This is a genomic window from Phenylobacterium sp. J367 (assembly GCF_024699985.1).
Lineage (GTDB): Bacteria > Pseudomonadota > Alphaproteobacteria > Caulobacterales > Caulobacteraceae > Phenylobacterium.
Genome location: NZ_JAJONA010000001.1, coordinates 4345912 through 4371840 on the forward strand (window position 1 = coordinate 4345912; position 25929 = coordinate 4371840).

The 25929-nt window shown below is 68.0% G+C and carries 22 protein-coding genes, 3 tRNA genes and 2 pseudogenes; 6 read left to right on the plus strand and 21 right to left on the minus strand.

The features are described 5' to 3' along the window. Positions 1-8: 8 nt before the first annotated feature. From rpoB to LRS04_RS23280, 17 genes are all read right to left on the minus strand, one after another. Complete coding sequence (rpoB, locus tag LRS04_RS23200) at positions 9-4079, minus strand: DNA-directed RNA polymerase subunit beta (RefSeq protein ID WP_257818423.1); 4071 nt, start codon at positions 4077-4079, stop codon at positions 9-11. A 441-nt stretch (positions 4080-4520) separates the two neighbouring features. Then, positions 4521-5324 (minus strand): sterol desaturase family protein, encoded by an 804-nt coding sequence (locus LRS04_RS23205; protein WP_257818425.1) that lies wholly within the window; start codon positions 5322-5324, stop codon positions 4521-4523. Between the two features lie 91 nt (positions 5325-5415). Beyond that, positions 5416-6483, minus strand: a complete 1068-nt coding sequence (locus LRS04_RS23210) for an AraC family transcriptional regulator (RefSeq protein ID WP_257818426.1) — start codon at positions 6481-6483, stop codon at positions 5416-5418. Positions 6484-6564: 81 nt separating this feature from the next. Continuing rightward, on the minus strand, positions 6565-6951 hold the full coding sequence (rplL, locus tag LRS04_RS23215) for a 50S ribosomal protein L7/L12 (protein ID WP_257818427.1): 387 nt from the start codon (positions 6949-6951) through the stop codon (positions 6565-6567). A 45-nt stretch (positions 6952-6996) separates the two neighbouring features. Continuing rightward, the gene (gene rplJ, locus LRS04_RS23220; protein WP_257819228.1) at positions 6997-7512 is read right to left on the minus strand and encodes a 50S ribosomal protein L10; all 516 of its coding nucleotides are present in this window, start codon (positions 7510-7512) and stop codon (positions 6997-6999) included. A gap of 312 nt (positions 7513-7824) precedes the next feature. Beyond that, positions 7825-8652 carry an enoyl-CoA hydratase-related protein gene (locus LRS04_RS23225; protein WP_257818428.1) on the minus strand — a complete coding sequence of 276 codons (828 nt, stop codon included), beginning with the start codon at positions 8650-8652 and terminating at the stop codon, positions 7825-7827. Positions 8653-8659: 7 nt separating this feature from the next. Further along, positions 8660-9166, minus strand: coding sequence for a GNAT family N-acetyltransferase (locus LRS04_RS23230; RefSeq protein ID WP_257818429.1), 507 nt, complete (start codon positions 9164-9166; stop codon positions 8660-8662). Between the two features lie 68 nt (positions 9167-9234). After that, complete coding sequence (gene rplA, locus LRS04_RS23235; RefSeq protein ID WP_257818430.1) at positions 9235-9930, minus strand: 50S ribosomal protein L1; 696 nt, start codon at positions 9928-9930, stop codon at positions 9235-9237. A 4-nt stretch (positions 9931-9934) separates the two neighbouring features. Continuing rightward, entirely contained in the window at positions 9935-10366 is a 432-nt protein-coding gene (gene rplK / locus LRS04_RS23240) for a 50S ribosomal protein L11 (protein WP_257818431.1), read from the minus strand. Between the two features lie 170 nt (positions 10367-10536). Beyond that, complete coding sequence (gene nusG, locus LRS04_RS23245; RefSeq protein ID WP_257818432.1) at positions 10537-11100, minus strand: transcription termination/antitermination protein NusG; 564 nt, start codon at positions 11098-11100, stop codon at positions 10537-10539. 5 nt (positions 11101-11105) lie between these two features. Continuing rightward, positions 11106-11411, minus strand: a complete 306-nt coding sequence (gene secE, locus LRS04_RS23250; RefSeq protein WP_257818433.1) for a preprotein translocase subunit SecE — start codon at positions 11409-11411, stop codon at positions 11106-11108. A 77-nt stretch (positions 11412-11488) separates the two neighbouring features. Continuing rightward, positions 11489-11564: transfer RNA gene (locus LRS04_RS23255), tRNA-Trp, on the minus strand. A 397-nt stretch (positions 11565-11961) separates the two neighbouring features. Next, positions 11962-12312, minus strand: coding sequence for a hypothetical protein (locus LRS04_RS23260; RefSeq protein ID WP_257818434.1), 351 nt, complete (start codon positions 12310-12312; stop codon positions 11962-11964). Positions 12313-12450: 138 nt separating this feature from the next. Further along, positions 12451-13287 (minus strand): hypothetical protein, encoded by an 837-nt coding sequence (locus LRS04_RS23265; RefSeq protein ID WP_257818436.1) that lies wholly within the window; start codon positions 13285-13287, stop codon positions 12451-12453. Between the two features lie 155 nt (positions 13288-13442). Continuing rightward, positions 13443-14633: an elongation factor Tu gene (gene tuf / locus LRS04_RS23270; protein ID WP_257818416.1), complete on the minus strand. Its 1191-nt coding sequence runs from the start codon at positions 14631-14633 to the stop codon at positions 13443-13445. Between the two features lie 41 nt (positions 14634-14674). Beyond that, positions 14675-14748, minus strand: a tRNA-Gly gene (locus tag LRS04_RS23275). Between the two features lie 50 nt (positions 14749-14798). Next, positions 14799-14885 (minus strand) — tRNA-Tyr (locus LRS04_RS23280). Between the two features lie 134 nt (positions 14886-15019). Here LRS04_RS23280 and rlmB point away from each other — a divergent pair. After that, the gene (gene rlmB, locus LRS04_RS23285) at positions 15020-15817 is read left to right on the plus strand and encodes a 23S rRNA (guanosine(2251)-2'-O)-methyltransferase RlmB (RefSeq protein WP_257818437.1); all 798 of its coding nucleotides are present in this window, start codon (positions 15020-15022) and stop codon (positions 15815-15817) included. A 39-nt stretch (positions 15818-15856) separates the two neighbouring features. Next, entirely contained in the window at positions 15857-16591 is a 735-nt protein-coding gene (locus tag LRS04_RS23290) for a TerC family protein (protein WP_257818438.1), read from the plus strand. Positions 16592-16656: 65 nt separating this feature from the next. Here LRS04_RS23290 and metG read toward each other — a convergent pair. Together metG and LRS04_RS23300 are read right to left on the minus strand one after the other, a co-directional pair. Next, positions 16657-18466: pseudogene (gene metG / locus LRS04_RS23295) on the minus strand (methionine--tRNA ligase). A gap of 1290 nt (positions 18467-19756) precedes the next feature. Beyond that, positions 19757-20542: a hypothetical protein gene (locus LRS04_RS23300; protein ID WP_257818440.1), complete on the minus strand. Its 786-nt coding sequence runs from the start codon at positions 20540-20542 to the stop codon at positions 19757-19759. A 335-nt stretch (positions 20543-20877) separates the two neighbouring features. Between LRS04_RS23300 and LRS04_RS23305 the strand changes: the two genes are divergently transcribed. Then, complete coding sequence (locus LRS04_RS23305; protein WP_257818441.1) at positions 20878-21261, plus strand: hypothetical protein; 384 nt, start codon at positions 20878-20880, stop codon at positions 21259-21261. Between the two features lie 179 nt (positions 21262-21440). On the opposite strand, the gene LRS04_RS23310 is transcribed toward LRS04_RS23305, so the two are convergent. Further along, entirely contained in the window at positions 21441-22382 is a 942-nt protein-coding gene (locus LRS04_RS23310; protein WP_257818442.1) for a DUF4238 domain-containing protein, read from the minus strand. A 433-nt stretch (positions 22383-22815) separates the two neighbouring features. Continuing rightward, complete coding sequence (locus LRS04_RS23315) at positions 22816-23757, minus strand: alpha/beta fold hydrolase (protein WP_257818443.1); 942 nt, start codon at positions 23755-23757, stop codon at positions 22816-22818. A gap of 351 nt (positions 23758-24108) precedes the next feature. On the opposite strand from LRS04_RS23315, the pseudogene LRS04_RS28475 reads away from it, so the two are divergent. The 3 genes and pseudogenes from LRS04_RS28475 to LRS04_RS23325 all read left to right on the plus strand — a co-directional run. After that, a pseudogene (locus LRS04_RS28475) lies at positions 24109-24372 on the plus strand (DUF2092 domain-containing protein); the annotation flags it as partial. Beyond that, the gene (locus LRS04_RS23320; RefSeq protein ID WP_257818444.1) at positions 24290-24760 is read left to right on the plus strand and encodes a DUF2092 domain-containing protein; all 471 of its coding nucleotides are present in this window, start codon (positions 24290-24292) and stop codon (positions 24758-24760) included. The pseudogene LRS04_RS28475 and the gene LRS04_RS23320, both read left to right, overlap by 83 nt. 406 nt (positions 24761-25166) lie before the next feature. Next, positions 25167-25691, plus strand: a complete 525-nt coding sequence (locus LRS04_RS23325) for a hypothetical protein (protein ID WP_257818445.1) — start codon at positions 25167-25169, stop codon at positions 25689-25691. Positions 25692-25929 lie beyond the last annotated feature (238 nt).

Sequence of the window (25929 nt, forward strand, 5' to 3'; positions counted from 1 at the left end):
TCCCGCGCCTAGCTGTTTTCCAGCTCCACGTTCAGGCCGAGAGAGCGCATCTCCTTGACCAGCACGTTGAAGCTTTCCGGGATGCCGGCTTCGAAGGTGTCGTCGCCGCGGACGATGGACTCGTAGACCTTGGTCCGGCCCGCCACGTCGTCCGACTTCACCGTCAGCATCTCCTGCAGGGTGTAGGCGGCGCCGTAGGCTTCCAGAGCCCAGACCTCCATTTCCCCGAAGCGTTGACCGCCGAACTGCGCCTTGCCGCCCAGCGGCTGCTGGGTGACGAGCGAGTACGGACCGATCGAACGGGCGTGGATCTTGTCGTCCACCAAGTGGTGCAGCTTCAGCATGTAGATGTAGCCGACGGTGACCGGACGCTTGAAGCGCTCGCCCGACTGCCCGTCATACAGGTACGACTGGCCGGACCGGTCGAGGCCCGCCTTCTCGAGCAGGTTCTCGATGTCCTCGATGTGGGCGCCGTCGAACACCGGAGTGGCGAAGGGAATGCCCTTCGACAGGTTCCGGGCGAGCTCGACCAGCTCCTCATCGGTGTCCGGCAGCTCGACGTCGGGACCATAGACCTCCTGCAGGTGGTCGATGACCGCCTTGCGCTGCCCGCCGTTCTGCCAGGCTTCGAGCAGGTTCTGGACCTGCTTGCCCAGGCCGGCGGCGGCCCAACCCAGGTGGGTCTCGAAGATCTGGCCGACGTTCATCCGCGACGGCACGCCCAGCGGGTTCAGCACGATATCGACGCTCGTACCGTCCTCCAGGTAGGGCATGTCCTCGATCGGCAGGATCTTGGAGATGACCCCCTTGTTGCCGTGACGGCCGGCCATCTTGTCGCCCGGCTGCAGCTTGCGCTTCACTGCGACGAACACCTTGACCATCTTCATCACGCCAGGCGGCAGCTCGTCGCCGCGCTGCAGCTTGTCGACCTTGTCCTCGAAGCGGCGGTCCAGACGCTTGCGGGCCTCGTCGAACTGGCGGCGCATGGCCTCCAGCTCGCCCATGGCCTTTTCGTCGTCCAGAGCGATCTGCCACCACAGGCCGGGCGAGATCTCTTCCAGCTTGTCGGCGGTGATCTCGCCGCGGCCCAGGCCCTTCGGACCCGAGACGGCGGACTTGCCGACCAGCAACTGGCGCAGGCGCGAGGTCATGTTGCGGTTCAGGATCGCGAACTCGTCGTCGCGGTCCTTGCCCAGCCGGTCGATCTCGGCGCGTTCGATCGCGAGCGCGCGCTCGTCCTTGTCGACGCCGTGACGGTTGAACACGCGGACTTCCACGATGGTCCCGGCGACGCCCGGGGGCAGGCGCAGGGAGGTGTCGCGGACGTCGGACGCCTTCTCGCCGAAGATGGCGCGCAGCAGCTTCTCTTCCGGCGTCATCGGGCTCTCGCCCTTCGGCGTCACCTTGCCGACCAGGATGTCGCCCGGCAGGACCTCGGCGCCGATCGCCACGATGCCGGCTTCGTCGAGGTTGCGGAGCGCTTCCTCGCCGACGTTCGGGATGTCGCGGGTGATCTCTTCTGGACCCAGCTTGGTGTCGCGGGCCATGACCTCGAACTCCTCGATGTGGATCGAGGTGAAGACGTCATCGCGCACGATCCGCTCGGAGATCAGGATCGAGTCTTCGAAGTTGTAGCCGTTCCACGGCATGAACGCGACGAGGGCGTTGCGGCCCAGGGCGAGTTCGCCGAGCTCCGTCGACGGGCCGTCGGCGATCACGTCGCCGGCGGCGATCCGGTCGCCCACGCGGACCAGCGGACGCTGGTTGATGCAGGTGGACGTGTTGGAGCGCTGGAACTTCTGCAGGCGGTAGATGTCGACGCCCGGCTTGGTGGGGTCGGTCTCTTCCGTGGCGCGGACCACGATCCGGGTGCCGTCGATCTGCTCGACGACGCCCGAGCGGCGGGCCACCACGACGGCGCCGGAGTCCACGGCCACGACGCTCTCCATGCCGGTGCCGACCAGCGGCGCATCCGACTGGATGAGCGGCACGGCCTGCTTCTGCATGTTCGAGCCCATGAGGGCGCGGTTGGCGTCATCGTTTTCCAGGAACGGAATGAGCGACGCCGCGACAGAAACGACCTGCTTCGGCGACACGTCCATCAGGTCGACGTCGGCCTTCGGCAGCAGCGAGGGTTCGCCGTTGATCCGGCCGGGGACCAGGTCCTCGACGATGGCGCCGCCGTCCAGCTTGATGTTGGCCTGGGCGATGACGTGCTTCGCCTCTTCCATGGCCGACATGTAGACCACCTCGTCGGTGATCTTGCCGTCACGGATGCGGCGATACGGGCTCTCGATGAAGCCGTACTTGTTGACCACCGCGTGGGTGGCCAGCGAGTTGATCAGGCCGATGTTCGGGCCTTCCGGCGTCTCGATCGGGCAGATCCGGCCGTAGTGGGTTGGATGCACGTCGCGGACTTCGAAGCCGGCCCGCTCGCGGGTCAGACCACCCGGGCCAAGCGCCGACAGGCGACGCTTGTGGGTGATTTCCGACAACGGGTTCGTCTGGTCCATGAACTGCGAGAGCTGCGAGGAGCCGAAGAACTCCCGCACGGCGGCGGCCGCCGGCTTCGCATTGATCAGGTCGTGCGGCATGACCGTGTCGATATCGACCGAGCTCATGCGCTCCTTGATGGCGCGTTCCATGCGCAGCAGGCCGACGCGGTACTGGTTCTCCAGCAGCTCGCCCACCGAACGGACCCGGCGGTTGCCGAGGTTGTCGATGTCGTCGATCTCGCCGCGGCCGTCGCGCAGGCCCACCAGGGTCTTGAGCACCGCCAGCACATCTTCCTTGCGCAGGATGCGCACGTCGTCCGGGCAGTCCAGCTCGAGACGCATGTTCATCTTCACGCGGCCGACCGAGGAGAGGTCGTAGCGCTCGCCGTCGAAGAACAGGCTCTTGAACATCGCCTCGGCGGCTTCCACCGTCGGCGGCTCGCCCGGGCGCATGACCCGGTAGATGTCGAAGAGGGCGTCCTCGCGGACGGTGTTCTTGTCCACCCGCAGGGTGTTGCGGATGTAGGCGCCGATGTTGACGTCGTCGATGTCGAGGACGTCGAGGGTGGCGAAGCCCTGCTCCTCCAGCGAGGCGAGCAGCGCCGGGTCCAGTTCGTCGCCGGCCTCGGCGTAGATCTCGCCGGTCTCGAAGTTGACGAGGTCGCGCGCCAGGTAGCGGCCGGTCAGCGCCTCAGGCGCGAGCAGCAGCGTCTTCAGGCCGTTGTCGGCGAACTTCTTGGCGTTACGCGCCGAGATCTTCTGGCCGGCCGGAGCGATCTCCTCGCCCGTGTCGGCGTCGATCAGCGGGAACTCCGGCTTCACGCCGCGCCAGCGCTCGGCCTTGTACGGGGTGGCCCAGCCGTCGCCCTTCTTCTCGTAGGGAACCGACTCGTAGAACGTGGAGAGGATCTCCTCGCCGTCCATGCCGAGCGCCATCAGGAAGGTGGTGGCCGGCAGCTTGCGGCGGCGGTCGATGCGGACGTAGGCGATGTCCTTGGCGTCGAACTCGAAGTCGAGCCAGGAGCCGCGATACGGGATCACGCGGGCGGCGAACAGCAGCTTGCCCGAAGCGTGCGTCTTGCCCTTGTCGTGATCAAAGAAGACGCCCGGCGAGCGGTGCATCTGGGAGACGATGACGCGCTGGGTCCCGTTGACGATGAAGGTGCCCTTCTCCGTCATGAGCGGGATGTCGCCCATGTAGACGTCCTGCTCCTTGATGTCCTTCACGGAGCGGGCGCCGGTCTCTTCGTCGGTTTCGAAGACGATCAGGCGCAGCTTGACCTTCAGCGGCGCGGCATAGGTCATGTCGCGCTGGACGCATTCCTCGACGTCGTACTTCGGCTCCTCGAACTCGTAGGAGACGTATTCGAGCACCGCGCGCTCGTTGAAATCCTTGATCGGGAAGACGGACTTGAAGACCGCTTCCACGCCTTCGTCCCGGCGGTCCGCGGCGCGGGTCTCGCGCTGCAGGAACTGCTCGTAGGACGAACGCTGAACCTCGATCAGGTTCGGCATCTGAACGGCTTCGGGAATGCGGCCGAACGACTTCCGGATCCGCTTCTTACCGGTGAAGGATTGCGCCATTTTTATCCCTTGAGGACGTGCGGGCACGGAGTCCCGCCGTCGAGCTTTGGTATCCTGCGTCCACCCTCGTGCTCCCTGCTGGGAGCCGGACGCTGGAAGCCCCTGTGTCGTCAGGGGCGCCCCTCGCATGGCCGGAGGGCTTAGGGCCATGCCTCGGAGCAATACGCGCGAAGAACCGCGTCTTCGGAATCGGAAATTTCGCGAAGAGGCGGAGATAGGATGTTTGGGGGGCGGAAGGGAAGCCCTTTTAGCAACGAAATGGCGGCGCCGGGTGGAGATCCCGACGCCGCCTTCTGGTCGATCCCGGGGATAGGCTCCGGGACAGTGCTAGCTTCCGATAGTCTACGCTGGTCGCGCAGCCCCCAAACCAGGGACGCACATCGGAAGTTCCGCCACCCCTTGCGGTAGAGCTGCGATTTTTTCCAACCCCTTGTGGACAGTCTACTCGGCCGGAACTGGCGAGGCGTTCGGGGCGAAGGGGCGCCAGGCGGCGCGCGCGTAGCGGGCGTGGTACTCGGGGTGCTCGGTGCCCATCAGCCGGTCCCACCAGGTGAACCAGGCGGCGTAGTTGTAGCCGGCCTGGGCATGGTGAAGATCGTGGTGGCTCGTGGTGACGATGAAGTCGAGCATCGGCTTGCCGTCGCGCCTCGCGGGCATCAGCTCGTAGCCCGAGTGCAGCAGGGTGTTGGTTGCGATCTGGTAGAGCATCACCCACTGCATGGCGTTCCACGGCATCGGGAAGACCAGCGGCCAGACGATGACGAAGCCGATGAGGACCACCGCCTCGCCGATGTCGAAGCTGTAGGCGGTGAACGGCGACGGGTTGTGGCTGCGGTGATGGCGCCGGTGGAACCGCCGGAACAGCCTGGGGTCGTGCATCAGCCGGTGAGCCCAATAGAACCAGGCGTCCAGTCCGATGATCCCGGCGACGATGGAGATCCCGAACCACGCCGGACCCCAGCCGTTGGCGATCTCGCCCAGGGGATATAGGCCCCAGCGGAACATGAAGGTCATCAGGATCCCGGCGGTGGCGAACACCATCATCGAGCGCAGCGAGAACATCAGCTCGGTGAGCATCTGACGCGCGGGCGGGCTTTCCTCGCGGATCTTCCGCGCCTTGATGAACGGCGCGAGCACGACCCAGAGCAGCAGCCAGACGGCCACAGTGAAGATCAGGTAGCGGGTCAGCGTCGGCCGCAGCTCGCGAAGCCAGATCGCTGCGACGTCGGTCAGCGCGGTTTCCATGGGAAATCCCCTCTCGGTTCGATGCGCCGAGAGAAGCGGAGGCCCCACGCGCGGTCTCGCCCAGGCCGCAACAGCCTCGCCGATTCCGGAATCAGACGGCTTCTTTCAGTTCCGGCGAGGCCAAGGCCTCGCGCCGCCAGTCGGTGGGGGTGAGGCCGGTCGCCGCCCGGAACGCCCGGTTGAAGGGGCCCAGCGAGCCGAAGCCAAGGTCGAAGGCGATGGCGGCCACAGTGGTCCGGGCCTCGGCCGGGTCGGCGAGCCGGCGCTTGGCGGCTTCGATCCGGTAGCCGTTCACGAAGTCGGCGAAGTTGCGGTGGCCCAGGCGGCCGTTGATCAGCTTCCGAAGCCGGTGCTCGGGCACGCCCAGGTCCCGGGCGAGCGCGCCGATGGTCAGCCCCTCCCGGCGCCAGGCGCCCTCGCCCATCATGGCGTCGAGCCTTTGGAGCGTCAGGCGGTCGGCCGCCTGGGCGCGGGTGTCCGGCGGCGCCTCCTGCCGCCGCGGCGCGCCGAACACGGACGGATCCGGCCGCAACATCAAGCCTGCGAGGCTCAGCGTGAGCACGGCGAGCAGCAGGCCTCCGCCCGTGCGACCGACCACGAGCTGCAGCCAGGCCGGATCATGGGTGAGGCGGAAGGTGAAGCCGACGCCGACCTCAAGCACGGCGAACAGGCATGCCAAGCCCAGCAGCAAGCCCCGGAAGCGCCGCCGCCCCTCGACAAGGTCGTCAGCCCACCCGCGGGCGATCAGCACGCCGGCGTGGATCGCGAGCAGCCCCGAGAACGCATTGCGCAGCCACCACAAGGCTTCCTTGATCGGCGGGGGGACCGAGAACATCACGACGCCGGAAACGAGCAGCACAAGGGCCGGCGCCACGGTCAAGGGCGTCACGCGGTAGTCCGCGAAGACGACGAGCACGAACAGCCAGAACAGCCCCGCGACCGCGAAGGCCGCGAATGCGACGGGCCACGGCTCGCCCAGCACCTGCCAAAGCGGCGGCGACTCATTGATCATCCACGCCAGGATGCTGACGCTGAACAGCGTCGCCGCGATCTTCACGTCGCGCCGAAGGCCGCTGCGCACGACGCCCAGCATGGTGGTGAGCGTGAGGCCCGCTGCGATCCCGTGAACGAAAGCGCTGACGACGGCGGAGTCGAGCATGGCGCGAGCCTAGCACAAAGAAAAAGGGCCGGAGGTCGCCCCCCGGCCCTTTCGCAGAGACTTCGAAACCGAAGCTCCGGCTTACTTCACCTGGACGGTGGCGCCGGCTTCTTCGAGCTTCTTCTTGATCTCTTCCGCTTCCTGCTTGGAGACGTTCTCCTTCACGTTCTGCGGAGCGCCTTCGACCAGGTCCTTGGCTTCCTTCAGGCCGAGGTCCGGACGGACAGCGCGGACTTCCTTGATCACGTTGATCTTCTTGTCGCCACCGGCGGTCAGAACAACGGTGAACTCGGTTTGCTCTTCGGCGGCTTCGGCCGGAGCAGCGCCACCGGCGCCCGGAGCAGCGGCCACGGCCACCGGAGCGGCGGCGGAGACGCCCCACTTTTCTTCCAGCAGCTTGGAGAGCTCGGCGGCTTCCAGGACGGTCAGGGCGGACAGGTCTTCGACCAGCTTTTCGAGATTAGCCATGTGATTGGATCCTTGAGGATATTGGGTTGTCGGGGAAGATGACGATCAGGCGGCGTCTTTGGCGGCGTAAGCGCCAACGACACGCGCAAGCTGGCCGGCCGGGGCCTGCAGGACGCCGGCGATCTTGGTCGCCGGGGCTTGCAGGAGGCCGATGATCTTGCCGCGGAGCTGGTCGAGCGAGGGCAGCGACGCGAGCGCCGTCACCGAAGCCTTGTCCAGCACCTGCTGACCCATGAAGCCGCCAATGACGGAGAACTTGTCGTTCTCCTTGGCGTACTGGGTCGCGACCTTGGCGGCAGACACCGGATCGGACGCGAAGGCGATGGCGACCGGACCCTTGAACAGGGCGTCGCCCTGCTCGCCGATCGAGCCGTCCAGAGCCTTCGTGGCCAGGGTGTTCTTGACCACCTTCAGCTGGGCGCCCTGCTCACGCAGCTTGCCCCGCAGATCGGTCATTTCCGCAACGGTCAGACCCATGTAGTGGGTCACGACCACGGCGCCGGCAGCCGCGAAATCGCCCTTCAGCGTTTCGATGGCTTCCTGCTTTTGAGCGCGGTCCATTGCGGTCTCCATACTCAGGTTCGACCCGCGCGCGAGTGCGCGAGCCGGTAGATCCCTGTCGAGTGAGAGAAGCCGCAGCCTCGCGCCCAAGCCTTGAGGCGGCTGGGTGCGGAACTATCATCTTCCCGTCTCCCGGCGGCCGAAGGAGGGCTCTCCTTCGCGTTATGGTCCAGGTGGCCCCTGGTCCCCGCTGTTCTCTGACAGGCTCAGGCGCGCGCCCTAAGGACGCCCCTGCCCGCGCCATGCCCCGAGGGGAACGGCGTGAAGGCGCGGCTCTTACAGGAAACCGGCGGCGGACTCAACAGGTCGAACTCAACCACCCGTCCATGCCGGAGTACGCTTCTCCATCCAGGCCTTGACGCCCTCCTCGTAGTCGGGCTCGCGGGCCATCTGCTCGAGCAGGGCCTCGGCGGCGCGCACGGAGCTGGCCGCGTCGCGGTGCAGGTCACGGTAGATCTGGCGCTTGGTCTCGCGCGCTGACCCCGGCGCAACGCTCGTCGCGATGGTCTTCGCGTACTCCAGCACCTCCTCCATCAACCGCTCGGCCGGGACGACCCGGTTGAGGAAGCCCATGACCATCGCCTCCTCGGCGGTGAACACACGGCTGGAGAGCAGGATGTCGTTGGCATGGGTGAGGCCGACGATCCTCGGCAGCAGCCAGGAGAGGCCGAATTCCGCCGGGAAGTTGAACCGCCCGTGCGCGGCGGTGAACTTCGCGCCCGGAACGCAGAACCGGAGGTCCGCGAAGGCGGCCAGCACGAGGCCCACGCCGGCCGCCGCGCCATTGATCGCCGCGATCACCGGCTTGCCGATCCCGAAGTGGTAGGCGAAGGCCGCGTCGAACGCCGGGTCGACGCCGAACCCCGGCTCGGCGATGTCGTCCGGCGTGCCGGGATCGTATCCGCCCTTCGCCGAATGGCCTTCCAGCGCCTGCAGGTCGGCGCCCGCGCAGAACGCCTGTCCCTCGGGGTCGCCAGTGACCACGATCACCCGCACGCGGGGATCGCGGTCGGCCTCGAGCAGGATCCAGCGGTACTCGGCATGCATCCGCCCGGTCCAGGCGTTGCGCCGCTTCGGGCGGGCGAGAGTCACGACGGCGACGCCGTCCGTGATTTCGTAGCGGGTGGCCTTCAGCTCCATGGCGCCACTATGCCACGCGGAAGCGCAGGATCAGCCCGTTCCAGTTCCCGTCGGCCTGGTCGAGCGCCTCCACCGGCCCGGACGCCGCGGCTTGCGCGACACCGCGCCAGAACGGTTGAGCCGGGGCGTTTCGGCGGGCCACTGCGATCTCCCAGAGGCCGGGCCGACCGCTGATCGCCGCCAGCGCCGCGCGCCGGCCGACGCCCTCGCGCCGGTAGTGCCGGGCCACGAAGAACTCCGCGACGTTCCAGTCGCAGGGCTTTCCGGAATGGCTGTGGGTGTTCAGGAGCACGAACCCCGCGAGCTGGCCGTCCGCCCGGATCAGGAAGGGCGCCCGCTCCGGGTCCTCCCAGTAGGTGTCGAGGAAGGGATAGGGCGGGAAGCGGCCGTCCTCGCCCAGTTCGACCTGCCGCTCGGACCAGAAGTCGCTGAAGTCGTGGACATAGAGTTGGAAGAGGTTGGCGACCGCCTCACGCCGCTCCGGCCCGACAGGCTCCAGGGTCACCTCGGCCATCTCTTCCCTCAAAGAAAAAGGCGCGGACGTCGCCGTCCGCGCCTTGGTCTTAGCAGAGCTTGCAGCTCTTAGGCGGTCGCGCCGACCGAGGAGGCGTCCACCTTGAAGCCCGGGCCCATCGTCGAGGAGAGGCTGATCTTCTTGATGTAGGTGCCCTTGGCGCCCGACGGCTTCGCCTTGTTCAGAGCGTCCACCAGGGCCTTCACGTTGGCCAGCAGCTGGTCGTCGGTGAACGAGGCCTTGCCGATGCCGGCGTGGATGATGCCGGTCTTCTCGGTGCGGAACTCGATGGCGCCGCCCTTGGCGTCCTTCACGGCCTGGCCGACGTTCGGGGTCACGGTGCCGACGCGCGGGTTCGGCATCAGGCCGCGCGGGCCCAGCACCTTACCCAGACGGCCGACGAGGGCCATCATGTCGGGGGTCGCGATCACCCGGTCGAAGTCCATGAAGCCGCCCTGGATGCGCTCCACCAGCTCTTCGGCGCCCACGATGTCAGCGCCGGCGGCCTCGGCCTCGGCAGCCTTGGCGTCCTTGGCGATGACGGCGACGCGGACGTCGCGGCCGGTGCCCGACGGCAGGCTGACGACGCCGCGGACCTGCTGGTCGGCGTGACGGGGGTCGACGCCGAGGTTCACGGCGATCTCGACGGTCTCGTCGAACTTGGCGTTGGCGTTGGCCTTCACCAGCTTGACGGCCTCTTCAACGGCGTGGGCGGCCATGCGGTCGCCGGTCCACTTCTGAACGCGCTTCGGTTGCTTCGCCATCGTCCTAGGCCTCCACGATCTGCAGGCCCATCGAGCGGGCGGAGCCCTCGATGATGCGGGCGGCGGCCTCAACGTCGTTGGCGTTGAGGTCCTTCATCTTCTTCTCGGCGATCTCGCGCAGCTGCGTGCGGGTGATCTTGCCGGCGCTGTCGCGGCCGGGCTTCTGCGAGCCCGACTTCAGGCCGACCGCCTGCTTGATGTAGTAGGACGCCGGCGGCGTCTTCGTGACGAAGGTGAAGGACTTGTCCTGGTAGACCGTGATCACGGTCGGCAGGGGCGTACCCTTCTGTTCCTTCTCGGTGCGGGCGTTGAACTCCTTGCAGAAGCCCATGATGTTGACGCCGCGCTGGCCGAGCGCCGGCCCGATGGGCGGCGACGGCGTGGCGGAGCCCGCGGGCACCTGCAGCTTGATGTAGCCCAGAATCTTCTTGGCCATCTTTGCTCCTCATGGCCGGAAGCCCGGCCGGTTTGAGCCGTGGTGCGAGGTTACGGTGGCCGCCCTCTCCCACGGGTTTGAAATCGCAGACGGAAAAACGAAGAACGCGCCCGTCCGCGAAGGGCGCGCTCCTACCAGCTAACGGAGGCCGCGGCAACCGCGGCCGTTCGTCAGGCGATCTTCTCGACCTGGCTGTATTCCAGCTCGACCGGCGTGGCGCGGCCGAAGATGGAGACGGTGACGCGCAGCCGGGCGCGCTCCTCGTCGACCTGCTCCACCGAGCCATTGAAGCTGGCGAAGGGACCGTCGGTGACGCGCACCTGCTCGCCGATCTCGAAGCTGATGGTCGGCTTGGGCCGCTCCACGCCTTCTTCGATGGCGCCGATGATGCGGGCCACTTCCTTCTCGGACACCGGGATCGGCTTCGAGCCGGAGCCCAGGAAGCCGGTCACCTTCGGGGTGTTCTTGATCAGGTGATAGGCCTCGTCGGTCATCTCCATCTTCACGAGCACATAGCCCGGGAAGAACTTGCGTTCGGAGTTCACCTTACGGCCGCGACGGATCTCCACCACGTCCTCGGTGGGGACCAGGATCTCGGAGAAGTTGTCGTCCAGGCCCTGAGAGTGCGCCTGTTCCTTGATGGACTCGGCCACCTTCTTCTCGAAGTTCGAGTAGGCGTGGACGATGTACCACTTGTGGCGCGGGTTGGATTGCGTTTGGGCGGCTTCAGACATCTTGTTCACCCGGCGTTCGCCAGACGGAGGACGAGGGACAGCAGGACCGTGAGGGCGGTGTCGACCCCCCAGAAGAAGAGCGCGGCCACGGTGACCATGATCGCGACCATGACCGACGTGATCCAGGTCTCCTTGCGGCTCGTCCAGGTGATCTTGCGCGCTTCAGCGCGCACTTCACGGAAGAACTGGGCGGGGCTGGTCCGCTTCTTCGGCGCGGCCGGCGCGGCGCCGGCGGGCGTGGCCATCACCGCAGCCGTGCGGGCGGCGCGGTTTCTCATCGCTTGCGGGTTGGAGCCCGGTTTCCTGGCCATGCGGCGTCTTCAAACTCGTCAGTTGGGGGCGGCCTGGGCGACCGTCCCGGTTCACAGCGTAGACATATATAGGGAAGTGGCAGGAGTGGAGGGACTCGAACCCCCGGCCCTCGGTTTTGGAGACCGATGCTCTACCAGCTGAGCTACACTCCTACGACCAGCCCTTTTCGGTCCGGCGCCCCGACAATGAACAGCGCGCCGGAAAGCGGCCAGGCCTTCCGGCGCGTTCGGCTCATCGCCGGAGCCGGCTGATCTAGCAGGGCCCCCCGCCCCGGCAAGGTGGGATCGAAGGGCGGCGCAACCCGTTCCTGCCGCCAGAGGACGCAACCCTCGGAGGAGGCCCCATGCCCGGACAGGACATCGATCGCCAGCGGAACCGTGACGAGGATCTCAAGCCCGGCAGCCCGCCCCGCTCGTCCTCCGAGCCACGCGGATCGGCGGGCTCATCGAAGAATGCCAAGACCATGACCGACCCGGCCACCGGCGTTCCGCAGACCGAGGCCCCCGAGCCGAACCAGTCCAGCGCCGACCAGGACCAGGACCTGGACCGCTAGCCCTCGGCGGCGGCCGGCGCCGGGGCCGCGCACTGCAGGCCCTGGTACTCGACCTCGACACTTGTCAGCTTCGGCCCGCAGGCGGTCACCTCGCCGGCCGCCAGACCCGTCACCGCCACGGCGACGCCCCTGGTCAGGTCGATGCCGGCGTCCGAGACGTCGTACGCCTTGCCGCCCGACGCCATGGTCACGCAGCCCGGCTGCGGCGTCTTGGGACAGCCGACGGCCACCACCTTCTGGCCCTGGGCCTCGCCGCCCGACGCCTGGGCGCTGCTCGTCGCCCCTTCGCCGCATCCCACGAGCGCCATCGCCGAAGCGATGGCCGCGACACATCCGATTACCCGCATGCCAGTTTCCTCACCCAGGTCCTTGTCTACGCACGGACAAAGAGACTGTGCGCCCCGACTCGGAAGCGCGGCAAACAGAAATTCCGCTGTTATGTCGAAAGGGCGGCCGCTGGATTTCCAGACCCCTGCGTCGCCGACCTAGGTGCGGTCCTCGATGGTCACCTTGCCAATGCCGGACACCGACTTGCGGACCGAGCCCTTCACCGACTGCACACGGACACCGCCGAAGCCGGCGATCGAGGCGTCGAGCGTATCCACCGGACCGCCGAACTCGATGCCGCCGACGCCGGCGACGCTGGCCTTCAGGCTGGTCGCCGAGCCATGCTCGACCTCCACCTTGCCCACGCCGGCCACATTGGCGGCCATGGCGCCGCTGAACTCGCGGATCTTCACCCCGCCAGCCCCGGACAGGTTGGCCTCCAGGCCGTTGCGGACCTTCGCCGCCTCGACCCCGCCGGCCCCGGAGAGGTGGACCGTCAGGTGCTCGGACGCGCCCATCCGCACCCAGCCCGCGCCGGATTCGCGGATCGTCGCGTCGCCCGCCACGTCGGCCACGGTCCAGCGGCTGCACCCGGCGTTGCTCAGCTTCAGGCTCGCCGAGCGGCCGACGGCGCCGCTGATCGCCGAGTTCGACGAGATCTCGACGGCGCGCGGCGTGCGCACCACCACCTGGGGCATGTCCTCGTGGTCCACTGAACCGACGCCGCGGACCTTCACGTCGCCCTTGCCCCCGCGGCCGTTGCAGCTGCGGATCCGGTCGTCGAGGTCGCCGTCAATCACTGTGCGGTCGCCGGCCACCCGGACCTGCAGCGGCAATTGCGGATGGGACTTCACGATCTCGACCTTGATGTCGGCGCGGTCCTCGGGGATCACCGTCACCCGGGCCACGGCGTCACGGATCTCGACCTCGGCGGCCTGGACCGCGTTTGCCGAAAAGGCGGCGCCCGCCGCCAGCATGATGACCCCGATGCGCATGTCCTGCCTCCCATCCATTACGGGAAGCTAGCCCTGGGCCGTAGTCGGAGCAGCTTAAATCGAGGTCATGACTTTCCGGTCATCTAGACCCCCAAAGAAAAGGCCGCCGGGGGATGTCCCCGGCGGCCTCACTGTCTCGTTCGCGTGTGGCGATCTTACTTGATGATCTTGGCCACGACGCCGGCGCCGACCGTCCGGCCGCCTTCGCGGATCGCGAAGCGCAGGCCCTGGTCCATGGCGATCGGCGTGATCAGCTCGACCAGCAGCTCGGCGTTGTCGCCGGGCATGATCATCTCCACGCCTTCCTTCAGCTTGATGATCCCCGTCACGTCCGTCGTCCGGAAGTAGAACTGCGGACGGTAGTTCGTGAAGAACGGGGTGTGACGGCCGCCCTCTTCCTTCGTCAGGATGTAGGCTTCCGCCATGAACTCGGTGTGCGGCGTGATCGAGCCCGGCTTGCAGAGCACCTGGCCCCGCTCCACGTCCTCGCGCTTCGTGCCGCGCAGCAGCACGCCCACGTTGTCGCCCGCCTGGCCCTGGTCCAGCAGCTTGCGGAACATCTCGACGCCCGTGCAGGTCGTCTTCTGAACCGGACGGATGCCGACGATCTCGACTTCCTCGCCGACCTTCACGATCCCCTTCTCGATCCGGCCCGTCACCACCGTACCGCGGCCCGAGATCGAGAACACGTCTTCCACCGGCATCAGGAACGGCAGGTCGATCGGACGCTCCGGCTGCGGGATGTAGGCGTCAACCGCCGCCATCAGGTCCAGGATCCGCTGCTCGCCGATCTCCGGATTGCGGCCTTCAACCGCCGCCAGCGCCGAACCCTTCACGATCGGGATGTCGTCTCCCGGGAACTGATACGACGAAAGCAGCTCGCGCACTTCCATCTCCACCAGGTCCAGCAGCTCCTCGTCGTCGACCATGTCGACCTTGTTCATGAACACCACCAGCGCCGGCACGCCCACCTGACGCGCCAGCAGGATGTGCTCCCGCGTCTGCGGCATCGGACCGTCGGCCGCGCTCACCACCAGGATCGCGCCGTCCATCTGCGCCGCGCCCGTGATCATGTTCTTCACGTAGTCGGCGTGACCCGGGCAGTCCACGTGCGCGTAGTGACGGTTCGCCGTCTCATATTCCACGTGCGCCGTGTTGATCGTGATGCCCCGCGCCTTCTCTTCCGGCGCCGCGTCGATGTCCGCGTAGGCCATCGCCTTCGCGCCACCCGCCTTCGCCAGCGTCATCGTGATCGCCGCCGTCAGCGTCGTCTTCCCATGGTCAACGTGACCAATCGTGCCGATGTTGCAGTGCGGCTTATTCCGTTCGAACTTTTCTTTGGCCATCAGGGTCCTGCCGGGCGTGTTGTTCAACTGAAAGGGAAACTTGGAGCGGGTAGCGGGAATCGAACCCGCATCCTCAGCTTGGAAGGCTGCTGCACTACCATTGTGCTATACCCGCCAAACCTCTGAGCGGGGGTCGCCCAAACTCTCCTTGTCTGCTCCGGCGCGTGGTGGGGGAAGTAGGACTCGAACCTACGAAGCCATTACAGCAGCGGATTTACAGTCCGCCCCCTTTGCCACTCGGGACATTCCCCCAGCGCGCTTGGAGCCACTTCGGGCGCCTCGAACAAAAGCCTTCCGCCGGAGCCCGCGAGGCGCTTAAGAGCGCCAACGCAAGGTCCTTCAGGGCGGCTTTCCGTCCGGGGCCCCGATTTGGAGCGCGTCTTATAGTGGCCTCGTCCTTCGAACGCAACGACGCCCGCAAAGGGAAAAAACGACCGCCCCAGAACCGCTTCCACAGGCGGTCGGAGGCCCCGTCCGACGACTGGATCTGGGGGTGGCACGCGGTCGAGGCGGCGCTGGCCAATCCGGCCCGCGAGACGCCGCTGCGCCTGCTGGCGACGCTCGACCGGGCCCGGGAGATCGAGAAGCGATTCGGCCGGCTCCCGGCGCTGGAGACCGCCGACAACCAGCTCATCGCCCAGAACCTGCCGCAGGGCGCGGTGCACCAAGGCGTCGCGCTCCGCAGCCCGCCACCCGAGCCGGCCGACCTCGCCGACTTCGAGGCCAAGCCGGGCGCGGTCCTGCTGATGCTCGACCAGGTGACCGACCCGCAGAACGTCGGCGCGATCCTGCGCTCGGCCGCGGCCTTCGGGGCGGCCGGCGTGATCCTGCAGGATCGCCATGCGCCCCGGTTCACCGGCGCGCTCGCCAAGGCCGCGGCGGGGGCGGTCGAGCGCGTGCTCGTCGCCCGGGTGGTCAACCTCTCCCGGGCGCTGGAGGACCTGGCCGAGCTCGGCTGGCGGGCGGTGGGCCTGACGGGTCACACCGACACCGGCCTCGCCGAGGCGCTCGACGGGACGCCCACGGTCCTGGTGCTGGGCTCCGAGGGCGAAGGCCTGCGCCGGCTGGTCTCGGAGCACTGCGACGTCCTGGCCAAGATCCCCATGCCGGGCGGTTTCGAGAGCCTGAACGTGTCGGCGGCGGCGGCGGTGGCGCTCTACGAGGCGTCGCGCCCGCGTGCGTAGCCCGTTGCAGGACTCCCTGCGCCCGTGCATTGAGACCGGATGTTCGAAGAGCTCATGAGCCCCGGGGCGCTCTCCGCCCTCCTCCAGGTCCTGATGATCGACCTCGTGCTGGCGGGCGACAACGCCGTCGCCGTGGGCCTCGCCGCGGGCGGGCTGCCGCAGGAGCAGCGGAAGAAGGCGATCCTCTACGGCCTGATCGCCGCGGTCGTGATGAGGATCGGCTTCGCGCTGATCACCACCCAGCTCCTGGGCATCGTCGGCCTGCTGTTCGCCGGCGGCCTGCTGCTGCTCTGGGTCTGCTGGAAGATGTGGCGCGAGCTTCGCCAGCAGGCGGAGCCCGAGGAGGCTGCGGCCGAGGCCGTGCTGGACGCGGACCCGGGCACCGAGCCCACGGGCGCGGTCGCGGCGCGCCAGCCGAAGAAGTTCAAGGACGCCTTCCTGCAGATCCTGATCGCCGACGTCTCCATGTCGCTGGACAACGTCCTGGCGGTGGCCGGGGCGGCGCGGGAGCACCCGGGGATCCTGGTGTTCGGCCTGCTGCTGTCGATCGCCCTGATGGGCGTGGCGGCGACCTGGATCGCCAAGCTGCTGCACCGCTACCGCTGGATCGGCTACGTCGGCCTGATCATCGTGCTCTACGTGGCCCTGCACATGATGTGGGAGGGCCACCGGACCGTGGTCGTCGACCTGAACAAGGTCGACCAGTACAACGCCGTCATGCCGGACGCCCTGGACATCGGGCCGGAGGAAGTCGCCCGCCAGCAGGCGCACTGACCCCTCGTCCACGTGAACATGGACGAGGGTAATCGGGACCCTGGGTCCTCGCGCGCGCGAGGGCCTCAGGCGGTCTCGGGGCCGCCGAAGCGCTCCAGCCACTCGGCGACCTGGGCGTCCTCGACCTTGCGGAAGAGGACGTCGGGGGGCCTGGACCTTGCGGCCGGGCTCGAGGGTGCGGAGCAGGCCCAGGCCGTCGAGGGCCGGCCACTGGCCGGGGAAGCCCTCCCCCACCCCGGCGGCGATCTTCTCGGCGGCGAAGGGGATGAAGGGCTCCGACACCTTGGCGAACAGGGCGACCAGGTTCAGGCCGTAGCGCACGGCCACGGCGGCGCGGTCGGGATCGGTCTTGATGGCGGTCCAGGGCGCCGCCTCGGTCAGGTACTGGTTGCCCAGCACCCAGAGCTGGCGGACGGCGGTGGAGGCCTTGCGGAACTCGCGGTCCTCCAGGTGGCCGGTGAGCTCTCGGAGCTTCTCGAGCACGTCGCCTTCCAGCTTCTCCTCGAGCGGGCCGGCCACGCCGCCGTCGGGGACGACGCCCTCGAAGCGGTTCTCGGTGAACTTCAGGATGCGGTTGACGAAGTTGCCCAGCACGTCGGCGAGGTCGGCGTTCACCTGGGCCTGGAACTGCTCCCAGGTGAAGGTGGCGTCGGAGGTCTCGGGCGTGTTGGCGGTGACCCACCAGCGCCAGTAGTCGGCCGGCAGCAGCTCCAGGGCGTGGTCCATGAACACGCCGCGCTTCTGCGAAGTGGAGAACTTGCCGCCGTAGTAGTCGAGCCAGTTGAAGCCCTTGAGCTGGTCGACCAGCTTCCAGGGGGCGTTCTCGACGGTGGACCAGGTCCCGTCGGGCGCGAGCCGCTCGTTGACGCCCATGATCGTGCAGGGGAAGCCGACGGTGTGGAAGGGCACGTTGTCCTTGCCCATGAACTCCACATAGGTGACGTCCGAGGCCGCCTCGCCGCGCCACCAGCGCTCCCATTCCGCGTCGTCGACGTCGCGGCCGGCCTCCTGGGCCCGCGCCGTGGCCCATTCCCAGGTGGCGGCGATGTATTCGATCGGCGCGTCGAACCAGACGTAGAAGACCTTGCCCGCCAGCCCCTCGATGTCGGGCGTCCGGCCCTCCGGGTTCGGGCCCCATTCGAAGGCGTTGACCGGCACGCCCCACTCCAGGTCGCGGGTGATGCCGCGGTCCTGCAGGCCCTCGTCCAGCCACTTGAGCGCGATGGAGGTGACGAGGTTCGGCCAGGACGACCGCTTGGCCTCGATCCAGCTCCGGAGCTTGCCGGCGAACAGGCTCTGGCGGAGGAACAGATGCTTGGAGCCGCGGATCTCGATGTCGTCGGAGCCCGAGACCGCCGAGCGCGGCTTGATCAGGTCGGCGGGGTCGAGCACCCGGGTGCAGTTCTCGCACTGGTCGCCGCGGGCCGCCTCGTAGCCGCAGTGCGGGCAGGTCCCGATCACGTAGCGGTCCGGCAGGAAGCGCTTGTCGGCGTTGGAATAGACCTGCTGGGTGACCCGCTCCTCGATGAAGCCGGCTTCCCACAGCGTCTGGGCGAAGCGCTGGGTCAGGCGGTGGTTCTGCGGCGAGGACGAGCGGCCGAAGTGGTCCCACGAGAGGCCGAACCGGCGGCCGAGGTCGTGCTGGATGCGGTGCTGCTCGGCGCAGAAGGTCGAGGGATCGACGCCGGCCTCGGCGGCGGCCAGCTCGGTCGGCGTGCCGTGCTCGTCGGTGGCGCAGATATAGAGTGTCTCGCGGCCCCGGCTGCGCTGGAAGCGGGCGTAGACGTCGGCCGGCAGCATGGAGCCCGCCAGCGTCCCCAGGTGCTTGATCCCGTTGATGTAGGGCAGCGCGGACGTGATGAGGATACGGGACATGACTTCCAGGAGGCTGGGAGGGGACGCGGGCTTATAGGCCGCGCGAGATGGCCTGAGGAAGCGGGCTTGGCAAGAGAGGGGTGGCGGGCCGGGGTGGCGAAGCGTGCGCCGCGCGCGCAGGTCGCGTGCGGTGGGGGCCGCCGGCGGTCAGGGTTCTGGGGGGACGTTGAGACCTTCCCGGCAGCGGGCTGAGCTTAGCCGTGATTGGGGCGCTTCTGACGCCTCGCTGACGTTGGGGCCTTCTGCTTTCGGGCTCTCACCCGAGCGCCACCTCACAACGAAGCATTAACAGTTAAGCTTTTCGCTTCCGCCAACAGAACGAATCGTGCACAACTCTGAACGTGAGATTTCCGGCGACGTGCGGTTCGGGCTCCATGTGAGCGTCGAGGCGGATGGCGGCGGGGACCTTGGGGTTCGCCCTGGGGTGCGGGTCGTCGGGCGTGGTGACGGTGTCATCGTGACCGGCCCTGGATCAAGCCAAACTCCTCCGGCCCAGAAGTCGACGACCGGCGTCGCGCGATGCGCCTACCGGACGGTCGAAGGACATTATTCTGGCGCTTGGCGGAGGCGCGGCGGGCGACTTGACACGTGGCAAAAACTGCTACGCTGAAGGGGGACCATCAAATGTCGGCGCAGATGCAAAAACGAGGTTCGCGGCGGCGGGCGCACTCGCGCTTGTCCTCGCAATGACCGGGCAGATTTCCGGCGACGTGCGGTTCGGGCTCCATGTGAGCGTCGAGGCGGATGGCGGCGGGGACCTTGGGGTTCGCCCTGGGGTGCGGGTCGTCGGGCGTGGTGACGGTGTCATCGTGACCGGCCCTGGATCAAGCCAAACTCCGTAGCGGCCGGGGGACTTGCTGGTAGACCCAGAGGCCTTACGGATGACACCGCCTAGCCTTTACGACCGTGTGCGAGAGAGAGGGGTTCTTCTCAAGGCTTGGCGCGTGATCCGGAGCAATGCGGCGCACTCCGGCAATCGCGAAACACGCCTTGCCGCGGAAGCGTTCGAGGAACACCTCCTCGCGAACATTCAGAACATCCAGCGGCGGCTTAAGAACCGGAAGTATAGTTTTAGGCCCGCGGTCGGCATCGCCGCCCCCAAGGGGAAGGGTAGTGCTCGTGCCGCATGCATAATCTGCAAGAAGCGTTGTCGTCTAAGTGGCTGCATTGAGCTGCAGTTGCCCAGTTCCGCTAGTTCTTGCTCGACGTGATTTAGTTCTTGATGGGCACCATAGAGGCTGGAGCCGCGAACGATCGCTTGCATCGCCTTGTGTCTAGCTTTGCGCGCACTCATGGGCGTACGAGCCGCTCAAGCATGCGCATGCCGTCACCTAGATGCGGATTTCCTGCTTCGGACAGCACCCATCCTGAGAACGCCGATGCGCGAAGGTACTTCTGTGGGTCCCCCGGGTAATCGCGCAGCATATCGAGAACCGCTGCCTCCGGGGCTTTGTCGGTGGGATGTGGCACCCCTGCGTCTACCTCGTACGAGTCGTGCGCTCCTTTGATTGTAAGTGCAGCGACATCTGCCGTGCGCTTGAGGCGCCGGGAAGGCTGCCCATCCGGCGGCGGCCAATCGAGCCGCAATGCAGTGGGAGCCGGTCGGTTTCCCCATCGGCGGACGACCCGCGCCACCCGGTAGATTTCCCCGAAGCGAGCGTTGGCCTTCTGACGAAGGCCCTCGGGCACTGGCTTTTGCTCAAGTCTCTGAGGTTCCGCGACCAAGCTCGCAAGCTCGGCTCGCCTGCCCACATTTTCCGAAGACAACACTGCCGCGACGGTGCCCGTCAGCACGTCCGCGACCTTCTGATCTTCATGTCCTGCCAGGAGGATGAACTTTGCCGGCTCCGGTAGCGCCATGCGACAGAGCGCAAATCGAGCGACCGCCGTATCAGGTCGGCGACGTTCCATGGCCGTTGGAATAAGCAGCGCCGTAAGATTCCCCAAACCGCCAATCAAGAAGTCCGGCCCTTTCATGAGGAGCGGATGATCGGGCGCTGTGGCGATCACGAATTGATCGCTCAGCGCGCGGTCAAGTTCGCCGCTGATCTGCCGCCGCAGAGTGTAAACAGACACTATCCTGTCTCTCCCTCTCGCCTGAAGAGGCGGAAGCAGTCATTCCTAAAGCACAGGTTGTTCATCTGGAGAACGGGGTGCGGAAGGTGGAGACATCAGCCTGTGCTACTCGTGCCCCGTGTGTCCGGGTTCGGAGCCGTCGAAGGGACCGCTTCCGGCGCGTCGATGAACGTCGCCTCCTGGCGCAGCGCAGAACCGAGCCGTGACGGAAGGATGGGATCGGATGAAGAGAAGCTGGCAGCAGCGCCCACGGGGAAACACCCTATGGAACGCCGAGGGGACCGCTTTACGTTTGCGCTTGCCGAGACAGGCGGAGCGTCAGGACGGGCGGATCGATGAAGCGCATTATTCCGGGAAGCCAGCTGCTTCGGGCGATCGCCATCGCAAGCGCGATCGCATTGGCCGGGGCGGTGACCCTCGCTTCGGCCCAAGGCAGCCAGGGTAAAGGTGGCCAGAGTGCGAAAAGGGAACGCAACGCTGCTGCGCCACAGCCGCCGTCCACCGTGTCGCCCGTGATCGTTCAGCCGAAGCCAGAGGCCGACAAGATCTCTCCCGCCAAGAAAGCCGCTCTCCATGCCGAGGCCAAGAAGCGCAAAGCTTGGCAATCCTATCGCAACGCTACCGTGCCGACGAGCGCTCCGGGGCGTGGAGCGTCGGGGGTGACCGCCTCGGAAATGGCAGGAAACTACCCCGGGCTGAGCAAACCACCTGCTAGGTAGGATGAAGTTCTCGTCGGACACGGCGCTGAAGGGCGGGCGGAACATCGCCTGCATAGCTGGGGTGGAACGTGAGGGTGGCCTCAATGGCGAGGCTTCGCGACAAATCTCCGCTCGTCGGCCCTAACCCAAGTAAGCCACAGACGGGTAAACCTTGGGGGTACCGCGTTTAGCGCCTCAAGCTACAGTGAAGGCGACGATGGCACGCCCAGGGTCCTTAAATATTCGAGGTCCGAACCGAACACCTGCTCGTGCGCGTAGTCGTAGAGCTTTTGATTGAGCCTCGCGACTAATGGGTCGTCCAGCTCGTCGTTGTCCACCAGGCTGATGTTTTCATTGTGCTCCAACAGCACGGCGAGGGTGCCGCAGATCGGGTAATACAGCGCCATATCGTTGTGACTTTCGGCGCTCAACAGGTTCATCACGGGCTGGTCCGCAGTGATGAAACGGCGAGCGCCGCCCGCCCGAAGGGTGCGCAGGCGCCAACGTGAGCGGTCGGTGAAGAGCGAGCACCCGAAAGTCATGGCGAGAATCGATCTGAGGATCGGCCAGACGCGGCGTGCACGTTTCTCGTCCATGGCTGGCGATTGGCCAGTAGCGATCAGCTCAGCCATCCGCTTGGTCCGCAGATGCTGTGTCGCCAGAAAGTACGAGAACTCGATCGCGGCATCCTCGTCAGCGTGCCAGAAGCTCGCCTCGCGCCGCCGGAGCCGATCGAGGTGCTTTAGGCCCATATCTTCGACGGTGCCCATGAAATCCTCGCCGGCCTGTATCTCAAACTCCTCGATGGCCCGCTGGCTCTTTGAGTTGAGCGCTCCCTTGCTAGCGAGGAACCGCCGACTTTGCTCCGCGACGTCGGAAGGCATCATCCAGCCCAGCGCAAACTCCTTCATGTCGTCCGGGATGGAGAGCGACGCGACGAACCGCTGAATGAAGTCCCGATCCTCTGAGGTCAGACGGGGGAGCTTGTAAAAGTCGCGCTCGACCGCCGCGTTGGTTGGGTTCGTCCAGAAGCCTTTCGCGCCGTTGACTTTGCGTAGCACCGCAATCTTGTCGTCCACCGCCCATGCGCTCAGGTGGTGGCGCCAGACGTAGTGCTGGCGACGCGTGACCTGTTTCCCCATCGAATTCCTGCGGGTTGCTGCCGCCAAGCGAGTCTGGTGCGGGGCACAATACCTATCCCCGCGCGAAGTCTGGAATCTGGAGCGAAGCCAACATCCGACCCTGGCGCTCAGCAGACGACGCCGCCATCGATCCGGCCGCCCGGGGCCGCCGCTTCCACCGACCCAGGCCGCTGCGCGGGCGGGCTGGCGCCCGCGCCTTGACCCGGCGGACACGGGCGGCGGTGGGCTGGCTGTGAGATCGAAGGCGGGGGTGACCGCCCTTTGGGCGGCTCGCATGAGGGGGCCGGCCCGAGGGCCCGCGGGCGGGTCGCTCGCGAGCAGCGCGTTGGGTTGGGCCTTGGTTCAGCGGGAGCGCGGCGCAGGGCGCGGAGTCGCGCTCACCCGGCCTCGCCTATGGCGCGGCCGCGCCTGGGAGAGGAGCGGCTGCGTCTGATCAGGGCGCAAGCGTCTTCAGGAAGGCGTCGAGGTCGGCGGCGGTCCGGTCGGGAAGCTGTTCCATCGGCACGTGGCCGCCGTCGGGGTAGACGATCAGGCGCGCGCCGGGGATGGCGCCGGCGAAGCCGCGCTGGTTCGCGACGGGGATCACCTGGTCCTTCTCGCCGGCCAGGATCAGGGTCGGCGCCTTGATGGCCGCGAAGGTGGCCGGGGTGACCTGGCGGTCGCCCGCGCGGCGTGTGGTGAGGATCCCGCGGTGGCCCGGCGCGCGGGCCAGCTCGACGTAGCGCGTCAGCAGGTCGTCGGTGACCAGCCGCGGTTCGCCATAGGCCTTCTCCAGCCCGTCGCGGGCCATCAGCGCCGGATCGACATTGCGCAGCACCGTACGCCCGACCGGGTTGCCGAGCAGCTGGAAGACGAGCGGCGGCGGACCGCCCTCGCGCTCCGCCGGCCAGCCCGCGGCGTTGACCAGGACGAGGCCGCGGACCTTGTCGGGATGGGCCAGGGCGTAGGACCAGGCCACGCCGCCGCCCATGGAATTGCCGCCGATCACGAAGCGGCCGAGGCCGAGCTGGCCGGCCAGCCGGTCGACGATCTCGACACTGGCGGCCGTCGAGGGGGCGTAGGTCTCCGGCGCCTGGGTCAGGCCGTGCCCCGGCAGGTCGAGGGTCACGAGGCGATAGCGGTCGCCGAGCCGGGCCCGCCACGGCTCCCACGCGTGGAGGGAGGCGGCGAAGCCGTGGACGAGGACGACCGCCGGCGCATCGCGTGGTCCCTCGTCCCGATAGTGGATGCGGAGGCCGTCGCCCAGGTCGGCGAAGCGCGAGGCGGGCGACGCATACCTCGCCTCCAGCTCGGCGTAGGGAATGTCCCGCGCCACGCAGCCCGCGAGCAGGGCGCAGGCCAGGCCGATCAGGACGAGGGGAATGGTCAGACGCACGGCGCCATCCTTGCGTGAGCGCCCAGGCTCGTCGCGGCGCCGTAGGGGCTGTCAAGCGCTCCGCCCAGGGACGGGGCGGTCGCACCTAAGGGACTCCGGCGGACTCCCCCTCCGGCATGACCCTGATATCGCGCCGGGGCCCGCGGAATACCCTGAGCCTGACCCGCAACAGGAGTGCGCCGCATGACGGCCCTGCGTTTCGCTGCCCTCGGCCTCTCGCTCAGCCTGGCCATCGCCGCGACCTCCGCCGCCGCCCAGCCGGCCCGGCCGTCGCCCGCCCCTGCCCCCACGCCCGCGCCGGGCCCGCCGGCCCAGCCGGTCGATCCGGCGGCGGTGAAGGCGCTGGGCGCCATGAGCGCCTTCCTGCAGTCGCTGTCGTCGTTCGAGCTCGTCTCCCGGACCAGCCTCGACCTGGTGGCCAACGACGACCAGAAGATCCAGCTCGACGGGACCGCCACCTACAAGGTGCGCAAGCCCGACGCCTTCGTCATCGACGTGGTCAGCGACGAGTGGAACCGGCGCTACATCTACGATGGACGGCAGTTCACCCTCTACGCCCCGAAGCTCGGCTATTTTTCGAGCTGGGACGCGCCGCCGACCATCAAGGACACCGTCGTCGACCTGTCCGACCGGTTCGGCATTTCCCTGCCGCTGGACGACCTGTTCCGCTGGAGCGAGCCAGGGGGGGACCCGGGCCGACGCCCTGACGTCCGGCTATCTGGTCGGCGTCGAGACGATCGACGGGGTGAAGACCAGCCACTTCGCCTTCCGCGAGGACCACATCGACTGGCAGGTCTGGATCCAGCAAGGCGACCAGCCCCTGCCCCGCAAGGTCGTGATCGTCGATCGGCGCGACCCGACCCATCCCTCCTACATCGCGCGCCTCAGCTGGACCCTCAATCCGACGCTGACGGACGCGGCGTTCGCGGCCGCCCGGCCGCCGAAGGACGCCAAGCGCATCAGGATCACCGTTCAGCAGCCGCAAGCCGGAGCCGACCAATGAGCAGGGTTTCCCGACTGGGCGTGGCGGCCTGCCTGGCGTCGCTCTTCGCCCTGATGGCCGCCGAGGCGGCCGAGGCCCGCGGCGGCCGGGGCGGCGGGGGTTTCAGCGGCGGGGGCGGCCGCGGCGGCGGCGGCTTCAGCGGCGGCGGCGGCCGCGGCGGCGGCGGGTTCAGCAGTCACGGCGGCGGCATCCGCGGCGGCGGCTCCACCAGCATCGGCGGCGGCGGCTTCAACGGCGGCCGCGGCAACTCGAGCTTCACCCGGCCCTCGGGCGGGGTGGGCTCCGGCGGCCGCGGGCCGAGCGCGGGCCAGTTGCCGAGCGGCGCCGCGGGCGGCCGCGGACCGAGCGCCGGCCAGCTCCCCAGCGGCGGCGCCCGGCCGGCCCGGCGGCCCCGGCGGCGTGGGGGGTGTCGGGGGGTGTCGGCGGCGTCGGCGGACCCGGCGGTGTCGGCGGCGTGGGCGGCGTCGGCGGCGTCGGCGGCCCTGGAGGCATCGGCGGCGTGGGCGGTGTCGGAGGCGTCGGCGGCGTGGGCGGCGTCGGCGGCGTCGGCGGCGTCGGCGGCGTCGGCGGGATCGGCGGCGTCGGCGGGATCGGCGGCGGCGGACGCGGCGACTTCAACTTCAACAGCAACATCAACATCGACGTGGATGGCGGCTGGGGCTGGGGCGGCTGGGTCGACTACCCGTTCCTGGCCGGCGCGGCCTTCGCCTGGGGCACGGCCATGGTGCTGGGCTCGATGTACTACGCCCTGCCGCCCGGCTGCCCGCCCTACGCCTGGGGCGGCTACAGCTACTACCATTGCGGCGGCGTCTACTACGAGCCGCGCTACGAGGGCGACACGGTGGTCTATGTGACCGTGCCCGACCCGTCCGGCGGCAAGGCCCCGGCGCCCGCCGCGTCGTCGGCCCCCGCGCCGTCGGCGCCGACATGACGGCGGTGGCGGGTCTCCGGCCAGGGCGCGTGGCGGCGGCCCTGGGCGGGGCGATCCTCGCCCTGGCGCCGGCGGCGGCCGCGCAGCCGCCGGCGCCCAAGGCGCAGACTCCGCCGCGGCGCCCGCCCGGCCTGCGCTCAGCCCCGAGCTCACCGCCGCCCTCCAGGCCGCCGAGACCGGCGACGCCAAGCCGCTCCTCAGGCTCGCCGACGGCGGCGACGCCGACGCCCAGTACTTC

Excerpts from the sequence above, each read along its gene's own strand:
- LRS04_RS23205 (WP_257818425.1), bottom strand. The coding sequence starts at position 5,324 with ATGGAAACCGCGCTGACCGACGTCGCAGCGATCTGGCTTCGCGAGCTG.
- LRS04_RS23210 (WP_257818426.1), bottom strand. The coding sequence starts at position 6,483 with ATGCTCGACTCCGCCGTCGTCAGCGCTTTCGTTCACGGGATCGCAGCG.
- rplJ (WP_257819228.1), bottom strand. The coding sequence starts at position 7,512 with ATGGACCGCGCTCAAAAGCAGGAAGCCATCGAAACGCTGAAGGGCGAT.
- LRS04_RS23260 (WP_257818434.1), bottom strand. The coding sequence starts at position 12,312 with ATGCGGGTAATCGGATGTGTCGCGGCCATCGCTTCGGCGATGGCGCTC.
- LRS04_RS23230 (WP_257818429.1), bottom strand. The coding sequence starts at position 9,166 with ATGGCCGAGGTGACCCTGGAGCCTGTCGGGCCGGAGCGGCGTGAGGCG.
- rplK (WP_257818431.1), bottom strand. The coding sequence starts at position 10,366 with ATGGCCAAGAAGATTCTGGGCTACATCAAGCTGCAGGTGCCCGCGGGC.
- LRS04_RS23305 (WP_257818441.1), top strand. The coding sequence starts at position 20,878 with ATGAAGCGCATTATTCCGGGAAGCCAGCTGCTTCGGGCGATCGCCATC.
- LRS04_RS23290 (WP_257818438.1), top strand. The coding sequence starts at position 15,857 with ATGTTCGAAGAGCTCATGAGCCCCGGGGCGCTCTCCGCCCTCCTCCAG.
- secE (WP_257818433.1), bottom strand. The coding sequence starts at position 11,411 with ATGGCCAGGAAACCGGGCTCCAACCCGCAAGCGATGAGAAACCGCGCC.
- nusG (WP_257818432.1), bottom strand. The coding sequence starts at position 11,100 with ATGTCTGAAGCCGCCCAAACGCAATCCAACCCGCGCCACAAGTGGTAC.
- rplA (WP_257818430.1), bottom strand. The coding sequence starts at position 9,930 with ATGGCGAAGCAACCGAAGCGCGTTCAGAAGTGGACCGGCGACCGCATG.
- LRS04_RS23310 (WP_257818442.1), bottom strand. The coding sequence starts at position 22,382 with ATGGGGAAACAGGTCACGCGTCGCCAGCACTACGTCTGGCGCCACCAC.
- tuf (WP_257818416.1), bottom strand. The coding sequence starts at position 14,633 with ATGGCCAAAGAAAAGTTCGAACGGAATAAGCCGCACTGCAACATCGGC.
- LRS04_RS23225 (WP_257818428.1), bottom strand. The coding sequence starts at position 8,652 with ATGGAGCTGAAGGCCACCCGCTACGAAATCACGGACGGCGTCGCCGTC.
- rplL (WP_257818427.1), bottom strand. The coding sequence starts at position 6,951 with ATGGCTAATCTCGAAAAGCTGGTCGAAGACCTGTCCGCCCTGACCGTC.
- LRS04_RS23265 (WP_257818436.1), bottom strand. The coding sequence starts at position 13,287 with ATGCGCATCGGGGTCATCATGCTGGCGGCGGGCGCCGCCTTTTCGGCA.
- rpoB (WP_257818423.1), bottom strand. The coding sequence starts at position 4,079 with ATGGCGCAATCCTTCACCGGTAAGAAGCGGATCCGGAAGTCGTTCGGC.
- LRS04_RS23320 (WP_257818444.1), top strand. The coding sequence starts at position 24,290 with ATGGACGGCAGTTCACCCTCTACGCCCCGAAGCTCGGCTATTTTTCGA.